Raw genomic sequence first — 10,872 nt, forward strand, 5'->3', positions numbered from 1 at the left:
CGCTCAAGCAGTACGGCTATCCTCTCTGGATCGACTCTGCCGACCGGCGGGTAAGGTTCGACAAGGGCGATGGCAGCCGCCGAGCCGAGAACTTCCATCACCCCCGTCAGCTCATGCTGAACATGCTCGCGGTCGAGCGTATTATCAAGCGGGGCGGGAAAACGTCGGGCATCTTCACTTAGGGTTGTTTTATGGAAATATCCAGTGCCCGATTCCTTCTTTCGCCACGGGGGAGAGAAGTCATGTCCGCCCTGGAGGGGGGTGCACGCGATGCCCTCGCCGCCGGCGCCCGACTTCGCAAGCTGTTTCCGGATGTTCCGCCCGCCTTTCTCGCTGCGGCGGTGGAGCTGGCAGAAGCCCGTGAGCGGGGCAAAGGGAAATTTGCCCGCGCCGGGGAGATGTTCTTCACCCGTGAGGCGCTGGAGCAGGCCACCGGTGAAGAGGCGGCGAAACACCGTGCGGAACGCTTCCGGGGATTGGGAACGGTCTGCGATGCCTGCTGCGGCATCGGCGGTGACGCTGTCGCTCTCGGGGCTGCTGCGGAACGCATCATCTGCGTGGACCGTGACCCGGCAAGGCTCCTTTTCTGCGCCGAAAATATGCGGCTTCACGGTATAGTGGCCGAAATGACGGAGGGCGATATTCTCTGCCTGCCGGAGATACTGAAAGAATGCGATGCGCTCTTCATCGACCCCTCTCGGCGGAGCGGCGGCAAACGCACGTGGGACCCCTTCGCTATGGAGCCGCCGCTTGATCGGGTTGAAGAGCTTCTGACAAAGGTTCCGGGAGGCGCGGCCAAGCTGCCGACATCGATACGAGAGGATAATCTTTCCATCCCGCACGAGCTTGAATGGGTATCAACCGCGAACGGCCTCAAGGAGGCGGTGTTGTGGACAGGGAACATGCGGCGATGTACGGTGACGGTGAGCCTTCTCCACCGAAACGCTATTCTCCGCGATACCGATCTGCCGGTAGAGGAAGCGGAAACCGGCGGCGAAGGGGAATACTTGTACGAACCCGATCCTGCGCTCATCCGTTCGGGGCTTTTGGGGAGAAAAGCTGCTTCTCTTGGAATGAAGCTCCTCAGCCGGGCGATAGCCTACACAACATCGGAGACTTTGATCCGGGATGACTTTTTCCGGGGTTACCGGGTGCTCTCGCGGATGAAATTCAACCTGAAACGCCTATCCGAGGAGCTGAACGCCCTCGGCATCGGACAGGTTACCGTAAAAAAGCGGGGATTTCCCCTGCTCCCGGAAGAGGTTATAAAGAAGCTGCGATTGAAGGGGTCGGGGCACGCCATCGTTATACTCACCCGCCTGGGCAAAGGACACGAGGCGTTCATTGTGGAGCCGGTAGACTCTTTAAAGCCGTATACATTTCAAACGCACGGTAGGAGCTGCGGGTGAAAGGCGCGCTGGCCACTTCCTTAAAACCCGTTTCTAAAGCAATCATCCTCAGTTCCTCAAATTCTTTCGGCGAGACATACCGTTTCACCGGATAGTAATCGCCGTCCGGCTGGAGATACTGTCCCAGCGAAAGGATGACGCACCCGGACTGACTCAGGTCGGAAAAGACTGCGCAGAGTTCCTCGCGGGTTTCCCCGATTCCCAGCATGAGTCCGGATTTCAGAACAATGTCCCGATCCATTTCTCCGGCCCGTTTTAAAATAGTGAGAGAGCGGCGATAATCCGATCCGGGACGGATCAGGGGATAGAGGCCGGGCGCCGTTTCCAGGTTGTGGCTGAGGACATCCGGACAGGCGGAAACAACCGTCCCAAGCGCCTCCTCCGACCCCATGAAATCAGGGATGAGCGTTTCAATAACGGTATGCGGGGAGAGAATACGGATATTCCGGATGACGGCGGCGAAATGGCTTGCTCCTCCATCGGGGAGATCGTCGCGGGTTACCGATGTGATCACCACATAGTTCAAACCCAGGGTTTTTACCGCTTCCGCGACCCGGAGAGGTTCTGACGGGTCAGTAACTCCATCGGGTCCATGAGCCACAGCACAGAAGCGGCAATCGCGGGTGCACCGGTCTCCCAAAATCAAAAACGTTGCGGCGCCCTGGGAAAAGCAATCGCCGCGGTTTGGACAAAGCGCTTCCTCGCACACGGTATGGAGCCGTTGAGATTCCAGAACAGCCTGAACGTTCTGGAAAATGGCGCCATACCCCACCTTTTTTCTTAACCACGAAGGTTTGCGTTCGGTATTCAGTATGAGTGTGTTCGGATTGGTGACCATGATTCCGGCCACATCATCATTCATGAGCTTTTCCACTGTTTCCGGGGTGTGCGGGAGATAGCGCATGTATTATTTCCCCGAGAGGAAGGCAAGATATTCTTTCGCGCCCATAAGTGAATTTACCTCGCCCGGATCGCCCGGCTTGATTTCGATCATCCACCCGTCGTCATAGGGACTCTGGTTCATCAACTGGGGAGCATCGACCAGGGCTGTATTCACCGCCGCCACTTCACCGCCAACCGGCGTACGCAGTTCTGATACCGCCTTCACCGATTCCACAGTACCGAACTCGCTGTCTTTTTGAAGCATCCTGCCGACTTCCGGCAACTCCACATATACGGCATCCCCCAGTTCGCTCTGGGCGTAATCGCTGATGCCGACCCGCACAAGGCCGCCTGCCGGTTTTGCCCATTCGTGATCGCCGGAATATTTACGGTCATCCGGAACATGCAGTTCATGTAACTGTTTCATGTTCTTTCTCCTCTAATTGTTCAATCGGAAACATCTCTGGTATTGGACGGCGTGCGGTAACATATCCCTCCGAATTCCCGCATGAGCGCCCCATGAGTCACATGCCATCCACTGTCGTAAAGTATAATACATTTATGCTTTTTCCCAATACCCTTTGTACAGCATGCCTGAAAAAAAAATCTGCTTGACAAATCGGCCATCCAGAGATGATGATACAAAAATGACAGCTTTACCGAGGAGAAAGGATATATCATGAAAAAAGGAACCTCTGTGGAGATTGACGAAATAAACCTGAATATTCTCAGGCACCTTCAGGACGGCAGCAAATCATTCGGCTCGATTGCCAAAGCCCTTTCCATTACCGAAAACACTGTCCGTGCACGGGTAAGTGTTATGAATAAAAACGGCATACGATGATATGATACATGCGTATCATAATCATTTGACGTATGCCGTTTATTAATTCACAAAAAAGTATAGGGGAAGGTTGAGCCGGATTACTGCCCTCCTCTGCCGCCGCCTCTTCCGCCTCTGGGCATGGCATTATACTTTTCAAGCTGATCTTTATTCAGAACCGTTCCCAGAGATTTGACCATTTCGTCGCGGATCGCAGTCATCTTGTCCATCATTGCCTGATTGTCCGGAGTTTCGCCTGCTGCTACCTGCTTGGCCCTTTCGGCCCTCACGGCAGCTTGCGCGTCAAGTTGCTTCTCGATGATGGGTACAATTTTTTTCTTCTGATCGTCAGTTAAGGTGACCGCTTCATTGATCCGAGTGATTGTACCGTCGATACTTTGCTGACGGGTGAAGGCGTTATATTTCTTTACCTGATCGGGAGTCAGAGCCTTTTCAACCGCGGCTGGAAGCATCCCACCACCCATAAATCCACCGCCTCTTCCGCCACCGCCGCCACTTTGAGCGTTAGCAGCCGCGTCGGTGTAGATTTTTAAAATCTGTGTTTTCTGGTCAGCAGTGAGTTTTATCGCCTTTTCAATATTCGCCACCCTTTCTTCCGGGGTAAGAGGGGTGCCCCGCTGCTGTGCCATAAGGGTGGGTACCATTACCAGGCTCGACACTGCGACGAGGATGAGACTGGCGAAGAAGATGCGTCTGTTCATTCCGTGCTCCTTTCAGTAAAGGTTTTTTTATGACGGAAACATCTCATGACCTTTAGATATAAATAAAATGTGAAAGGTTTAATTAATAGACAGCCTTTTTTTACTTTTTTTATTTATTAGCTGATGATTCGGCCACCCTCTCCTAATTAGGAGAGGGCTAAAACAAGGCGCATAATGAGTTACCCCCTCTCCTGACTGGGAGAGGGGGACAGGGGGTGAGGTAAAGAAACGCCAGAAAATAATGTAAAACTTACTTTTTGCCGGATCATCTTAGCTGACAGACTAAAAAAAATCAAGGAGAGGAATATGGGAAAATCATTTCAAATCTCTATGAATGTTATTTTGTGCTCTTTTTCATTTTGTAATCAAGAACACGCGTGTATCAGGCGCTTTCATGGTACAGATAATTTCTCTTGTTCCTTGAGAAACAACTTTCTCTGTATTCAGCTCTATTACTCGTGACTTTTCAGGCAGTGTAATGGTTTTCTTTCCTGATTTAAGAGAATGCAGCGCGACTATGCAGTTATCAGCCATGATGACATCGTTGGTTTCACAATATACATGAGCGCCTGCATAGCGTGCTATAGTGCGCCAGAGGTCAGCAGGTATCTGAACTGCTGTTATAAAAATAGCCGCATAATCGCCTTTCCCGCGTGATGCAATGCCATCTTTGCTTTTCGCTGCGCCTTTGCCGAACTCTTTGATAGACATGCCGATATGATTCATGCCGCCTTTTGCCCAGGCAAGGCCGAGCTCGGTGCCGTCGGTTGGCAAAAGGACAGGGCCGTAAGGCAGCGGACCTCCGATAACCATCGATTCTTCGAGGTTAGCTGTGATGGGATGATCGAAATTGGAAATGAGAATACGGCGCGGCGCGTTTGAAGGGAGCATTGTGAATTTAAAACCGGTAAGTTTTGAGGCAGACTCCGTGCCGATCTTTGTACCGTCAGAAATGCCTGAACCGGGCCCCCAGATTACTATATTGCCGTCGCGGAATACTTTTTCCCTTAAAAGCGCCATTCGTTTGTCGTCAACCCGGAACAGGTTCGGGAAGTAGAACACACGGTGTTTCGGGAAGTTGTCCAGCGCCAGGTCTTCGAAGAGATACATACAGTGCGGCGCCCCGCACCGCGCCATTCCCATCTTCTGTTCCCACATGATCGCTTCGTTCAAGAAGTTGCCGTTCCCGTTTGTTTCAAGCACAGCGGAATCATCGAGGATCATGGCAATACCGGGCATGGTCTCGTGTTTCCAGTTGAGAGAGCGCCTCATGATATCGGCCTGATGTGCAATAAGATTATGAATCTGGTCGCAGTAAAACCAGTCTTCGACAGCGAATCCCCATTGCCAGTAGGAATTGAATCCACGGGCGAGGCTCGTCGCCAGGTTGCGCCAGAGTATTGCATCTGCTTCTTTGAGGTTACGGGCTGAGCCGATTTCGTTTGTTCTATGGAACCGTGAATCCATCTCGCAGGAAAAATACATTCCCCGAAGAATGATTGAATCCACGATGCCTTCAGGTTCATAAACTCCGCCAATACCCCGCGCCTGGTAGTCGTGAGGGGTAATAAGGCCATTATATCCGGGGGTACCATCGAGCGCCGCTGCGTTCATGCTTCCCGATCCGGCCATTAATTCAGGATATGCCGGGCTCCACGACACCTTCTCTCCGAAGGAACTGTATCCGAAGAAACCTTTCAGGTTCCACCCGAGCATGGTCTGTTTCAGGGCATCATGGAGGAAGATCACCTTACGGTCTGTCGCTCCGGACATGGCCTCTCCAAGCTGACGGAATCTCATGAGAAACAGGTCTCCGGTCAGTTCAAGATAATCTCTCAGCGCCTGGTTGTCTTTGCCCGCCTGAAAATAGAGTATCTGAGAAATATCGGGGACAGCGCCTCGGAGCTTGTCCTTTGGCACTTCCGCATTATCGAATGTCATGAGCGAGTCGCCATACGAGGCGCGAAGCTTCCCAACCGTACCGTATTTATTCTTGAGGAATTCTCGCAGCTTTTGAGTCATCAGAGGATTATGGTCAAAAAACCATCCATCGGCCACAGGCATGTGACACCCTTCGGTGTGGTGATAATTCCCGTATCCTATGACATGCTCGGCCCAGGGGGTTGACTCTACATACCCAACCACTGCGGCCGAATATTTCGCTGCTGCGTCCCAGAATCTATCCGATGCGAGAGAAGGAGTGTCATGCACGGTTCCTTCATCGGTGATAAAGTATTCATTCTCATGTTTCTCTTTCCAGGATGCGGGCGGACGTGCCAAAAGACGGACAAATAAATAAGCATCGGGGTCGGCATCCAGGATGAACTTTGCCTGTTCATCAACATCGAAGAAATCGTCCGGAACTTTCACCAATGGTTTTTTGTCTATAGTATCGCCAACCCAAAAACGGGTGCCGAAATAATCATTGGGGAGACTTGCAATACTCAAGTGATACGCGTCCATCCCAATGTCTATAAAGAACCGCATCGCGTCTTTCAGCCTACTTTGCCCGAAGGTGCTGTACGTCGGAAGAGCGGTTGGCTTGCCGTCCACGAAAACTGTCGGGCGGCCATTATGCATCTTTACCTCGACATCGGGAAGCTTTTTTGCAGAAGAGATGGTATTGCCGGTTATGATGATAAATATCGCTACCGTGACACATAATACTGCTCTGTGCAAGAGATGCATGACGTGCTCCTTTATTTTGGGTATGCTGAAAAACATTCGCTTCAAGACGCGAAAACCACTATTTTTAGGATATTACCTCACCCCCGTCCCCTCTCCTAGTCAGGAGAGGGGTGACTCTTAACTGGCTGTCGTTTCCCTCTCCTAATTAGGAGAGGGTGGCCAAAGGCCGGGTGAGGTTGCATGCTCGGATAACATAATACACCGGATCATGATTCTTGGAGAAATTTTTATGAAAAGCCGCAGCGAAGACATTTTGAAACGTCCGGAAGGTTCCATGCATCGTGCACTTTTTAAATCAATGGGATATAGCGACTATGACCTTGAACGGCCGTTGATAGGAATTGCCAATTCCTGGAACCAGATAGTTCCCGGCCATTATAACCTGAGGGAAATTTCAAATCATATCAGGCAGGGTATTATTCAGGGCGGAGGAACTCCGGTCGAATTCGGTGTGATTGCAGCCTGCGATGGCATCGCTAACGGGCATGAAGGGATGCATTACATCCTGCCTACCCGCGATCTCATCGCAAACGATATAGAAATGATGGTCGAAGCCCATTGTCTCGATGCTGTTGTGCTTGTGGGATCGTGCGACAAGATTGTTCCGGGTATGTTGATGGCTGCTGCCCGTCTTGATATTCCGGCCATTTTGGCAGTTGGCGGGAACATGGAAGGCGGCTGCGATTTTGATAACCGGAAATCCGACATCTCTTCCATTACTGAAGCGCTTGGAATGCTTAAATCCGGCGCTATCGACGAGATAACCTACCGTAAGCTCGAGGATTGTGCCGGCCCGACCTGCGGTTCATGTTCGTTCCTTGGAACGGCTAATACCATGTGCTGTGTGGCTGAAGCTATGGGTATGTGTTTACCGGGCAGCGCAACTATTCCGGCAACATATGCCGAACGCTTGCGTTCGGCGCAGGAAACCGGCAGGCAAATTGTCGAATTGCTTAGGAAAGGCATAAACGCACGAACCATCATAACTATGGAGAGCCTGGAAAATGCCATTCGTGTCAACGCCGCAATCGGGGGATCAACGAATGCAGCTCTCCACATACCTGCGATTGCTTATGAGGCCGATTGTGAAGTTACCATGGATATCTTTGAATCTTTATGCAGCAAAACACCTGTTATTGCCAGGATAAATCCTGCAGCTGCGGCAAATGTTCACGATTTCCACAACGCGGGCGGCGTACCGGCGGTAATGAAAGAGCTTTTATCGGTTTTACATGGCGACGCAATAACGGTAACCGGGAAAACCGTAGCTGAAAATGTAGCCAATGCTGAAATATTTGACAGCAGTATCATAAAAACATATAAAAATCCCTGGAGCGAAGGGGGAGGCCTTGCCGTTTTAAAAGGAAATCTGGCGCCCAACACAGCAATTACCAAGCCGGCTGCAATCTCCCCTCAGATGCAGAAATTTGTGGGGCGGGCGCATTGTTTCGACTCGGAAGAAAAGGCTAATGAGGCTATAATCAAAGGTGAAATCCAGGTGGGAGAAGTAGTGGTAATACGCTATGAGGGTCCAAAGGGAGGCCCCGGGATGCGCGAGATGTACACAGCCATGAAATTGCTCTATGGACGGGATCTCGCACTTAAGACAGCTCTCGTAACCGATGGCCGTTTTTCAGGGACCAACAAGGGATGTTTTGTCGGCCATGTGTCGCCGGAAGCGGCGGAAGGAGGACCACTGGCGATTGTAAAGGATGGCGACATGATTACTATCGACATCCCTGCGAGGAACCTTCACCTGCACATTTCAGACTTGGAAATAAATGCCCGTACGGCGGAATGGAAAAGGCCCGAACCAAAGTTCAAAAAGGGGTATCTGGCTCTTTATGCACACCTCGCCGAATCGGCGGACAAAGGCGCCATAATAAAAAACAAATTCAAATAAAAAATCCTGGTTTGTTTTAGATAAGGTTAGTGATGGTATAAATAGATGCCGAAACAAGTTCGGCATGACACGTGTCATCCTGAGCTTGTTTCAGGATCTAATTGCAAATAACGGAGCAATATTTTCAAGAATACTTACCACAAATGACATAACCGGTATAAAAAATCAATCATGAGTCATAAAACCGATGTCCTGAAAACCATTCGGGGAATCTTTCCCGGAAAGCTTCCCTATGCCCCGAGGTTCGATATCTGGTTCAACGCCCACCAGTATCGGGGAACGCTGCCTGAACAGTATCATGACTGCGCCAATACTCTTGATATTGCCCGTATGATCGGAGTCGGCGGGCACCTTGCCGTACCCGATTTTTTACGGACAGAAGACCCGGCGCAGATGGCAGACCGCGGCATCGGCATCTATCACATCCCGCAGGTTCCCTACCGGATTAATCTGCGGAAGGTGGAGCGCATAACCGAAAAGGATGAATACAGGACAACGACGACATACCGCACCCCAAAAGGAACGGTACGCGTCAGCTTTGAAATGACCGAAGACATGAAACGATCGGGGACAACGATCTCATGGATAACCGAACATGCCATCAAAAGCGGGGAAGATTATGCTCCTCTCATATTTCTCTTCGAGAATATCGATGTCGAGCCAAAGTACGATGGCGTTCAATCAATGATTGATTCTGCCGGCGAGGATGCTGTTGTTGTCGCAACCGCCAGCATACCGGGTTCACCCATGCAGCATATCATGCGCGACCTTATCGATATTACATCCTTCTTCATGGAGTTGTATGACCGACCGGACGAACTGAAAGCGCTTGCCGATGCCATCGGCTCATTCTTCGAGCAGCTCATGCCTATCGCATCTTCTTCCCCGGGTGAGCTTCTTCTTTTCGGCGCAAATACGGATGAGACCATCACCTATCCGCCGTTCTACGAAAAGCATATCATGCCCTGGATCTCACGGTTCGCCGCTATGGCGCATGACAACGGCAAGTACGTTCTCATCCACGCCGATGGTGAAAACCAATCCCTTTTCGATCTTTACCGTCAGACGGGAATCGATGTGCTGGAGGCGGTCGCACCGGCGCCCATGACCAAGAGCGACATCCATGAGGTGCTTGCAAAGACAGAAGGCATGACCGTCTGGGGCGGCATACCGAGCGTCGCGCTCATGCCGGAATTATACAGAGAAGAAGAGTTTGAGCGTTTCATGAAAACGCTCATCGAAGCAGTTGACAGCCGTCCGCGGTTTATCCTCGGTGTTTCAGACACTACTCCGCCGGATGCCGATTTCGGGCGGCTCATGAGGATACGGGATATGATTCCATAATCATACAAAATGTACGTAATGGAGCATCTATGGCTGAAGAAACCTTCCGCTGGTACAAAGGAAGCCTGCACAACCACACGAACAAAAGCGACGGCGATTCTTCTCCTGCGGATGTGATTCAATGGTACCGAAGGCACCTCTACCATTTTGCGGCGATTACCGACCACAACCTGGTCACTCCGGTTGAGATTCTTTCTGCAAATTACGATGAGAAGGAAAGGTTTCTTGTTCTTCCCGGGGAGGAAATCACCGATATCTATCCTTCTTCGGACGGCGAAAAGCCCATTCATGTCAACGCTTTGGGAATAACCAGTACCCTGGCGCCTGAGCACGGACTGGATGCAGCCGCAGTCCTGCAAAGGAATGTCGACTCCGTTCGCGCTGCGGGCGGGCTTCCCATGGTAAACCATCCTAATTATCGTTGGGCGCTTTCGGTGGAAGACATCCTGCCGGTTACCGGTTTCAGCCTTTTTGAATTTGCCAACTGCGGCGCGGCGGTGAACAATACCGGCATCGACTGCCCCGGTACGGAAGAGATGTGGGACATTCTCCTCACCGGTGGAAAACGGGTGTGGGGCGTTGCTTCTGACGATTCCCATCATTTCACCACTTTTTCGCCCCGTCACGACAACCCCGGCAGAGGCTGGGTAATGGTTCGAAGCGGGAAACTGGCGCCTGAAAATCTCTACCAGGCGCTTGAAAGGGGAGATTTTTATTCCACTACCGGAGTGATCCTTGAAGAATATTCCGCGGTTGTGGGGCGCATCGCCATAAAAGTTCAACAGTGGGGGCACACCCGCTATCGAATCGAATTCATCGGCCGCAGCGGTTCTGTGCTTTACACCCGGTACGGAACCTTCGCGGAGTATCGGATATCAGGAGGGGAATCTTATGTCCGGGTCAGGGTAACCGATTCCAACAATCTCCGGGCCTGGACGCAGCCGGTTTTTATGGAGAAGAACAGTAGTGTCCGGTTAAAATAAAATAGAAATGGGCAATGTCCTTATTCTGTATATATTTAGGTAGACAAATACCATTAATCGATACAGAACAGGAGGATTGCCCATGATTAGAAATACGGTATTTTCACAGCTTATGCAA

Annotated in this window: 10 protein-coding genes; 6 read left to right on the forward strand and 4 right to left on the reverse strand. The window is 51.2% G+C overall.

Going from position 1 to position 10,872, the window contains the following annotated elements; translation table 11 throughout:
- Positions 1-182: hypothetical protein (locus Q8O92_16665; GenBank protein ID MDP2984953.1), on the forward strand; the 182-nt coding region annotated here is incomplete at its 5' end.
- Between the two features lie 60 nt (positions 183-242).
- Positions 243-1,409, forward strand: a complete 1,167-nt coding sequence (locus Q8O92_16670) for a class I SAM-dependent methyltransferase (protein ID MDP2984954.1) — start codon at positions 243-245, stop codon at positions 1,407-1,409.
- Here the strand turns inward: Q8O92_16670 and lipA are convergent.
- The gene (gene lipA, locus Q8O92_16675; protein MDP2984955.1) at positions 1,342-2,313 is read right to left on the reverse strand and encodes a lipoyl synthase; all 972 of its coding nucleotides are present in this window, start codon (positions 2,311-2,313) and stop codon (positions 1,342-1,344) included. The genes Q8O92_16670 and lipA overlap by 68 nt on opposite strands.
- 3 nt (positions 2,314-2,316) lie before the next feature.
- Positions 2,317-2,718 (reverse strand): glycine cleavage system protein GcvH, encoded by a 402-nt coding sequence (gene gcvH, locus Q8O92_16680; protein MDP2984956.1) that lies wholly within the window; start codon positions 2,716-2,718, stop codon positions 2,317-2,319.
- A gap of 252 nt (positions 2,719-2,970) precedes the next feature.
- On the opposite strand from gcvH, the gene Q8O92_16685 reads away from it, so the two are divergent.
- Entirely contained in the window at positions 2,971-3,135 is a 165-nt protein-coding gene (locus Q8O92_16685; GenBank protein ID MDP2984957.1) for an AsnC family protein, read from the forward strand.
- An 80-nt stretch (positions 3,136-3,215) separates the two neighbouring features.
- Here the strand turns inward: Q8O92_16685 and Q8O92_16690 are convergent, their stop codons facing one another.
- Positions 3,216-3,836, reverse strand: a complete 621-nt coding sequence (locus Q8O92_16690) for a hypothetical protein (GenBank protein MDP2984958.1) — start codon at positions 3,834-3,836, stop codon at positions 3,216-3,218.
- Positions 3,837-4,190: 354 nt separating this feature from the next.
- Entirely contained in the window at positions 4,191-6,524 is a 2,334-nt protein-coding gene (locus Q8O92_16695; GenBank protein ID MDP2984959.1) for a hypothetical protein, read from the reverse strand.
- Between the two features lie 229 nt (positions 6,525-6,753).
- Here Q8O92_16695 and ilvD point away from each other — a divergent pair, with 229 nt between their 5' ends.
- The 3 genes from ilvD (at position 6,754) to Q8O92_16710 (ending at position 10,754) form a co-directional block, all read left to right on the forward strand.
- Positions 6,754-8,427, forward strand: a complete 1,674-nt coding sequence (gene ilvD / locus Q8O92_16700) for a dihydroxy-acid dehydratase (protein MDP2984960.1) — start codon at positions 6,754-6,756, stop codon at positions 8,425-8,427.
- Positions 8,428-8,598: 171 nt separating this feature from the next.
- Positions 8,599-9,771 (forward strand): uroporphyrinogen decarboxylase family protein, encoded by a 1,173-nt coding sequence (locus tag Q8O92_16705; protein ID MDP2984961.1) that lies wholly within the window; start codon positions 8,599-8,601, stop codon positions 9,769-9,771.
- A gap of 29 nt (positions 9,772-9,800) precedes the next feature.
- Positions 9,801-10,754: a CehA/McbA family metallohydrolase gene (locus tag Q8O92_16710; GenBank protein ID MDP2984962.1), complete on the forward strand. Its 954-nt coding sequence runs from the start codon at positions 9,801-9,803 to the stop codon at positions 10,752-10,754.
- Positions 10,755-10,872 lie beyond the last annotated feature (118 nt).

This window comes from Candidatus Latescibacter sp., from assembly GCA_030692375.1.
Lineage (GTDB): Bacteria > Latescibacterota > Latescibacteria > Latescibacterales > Latescibacteraceae > JAUYCD01.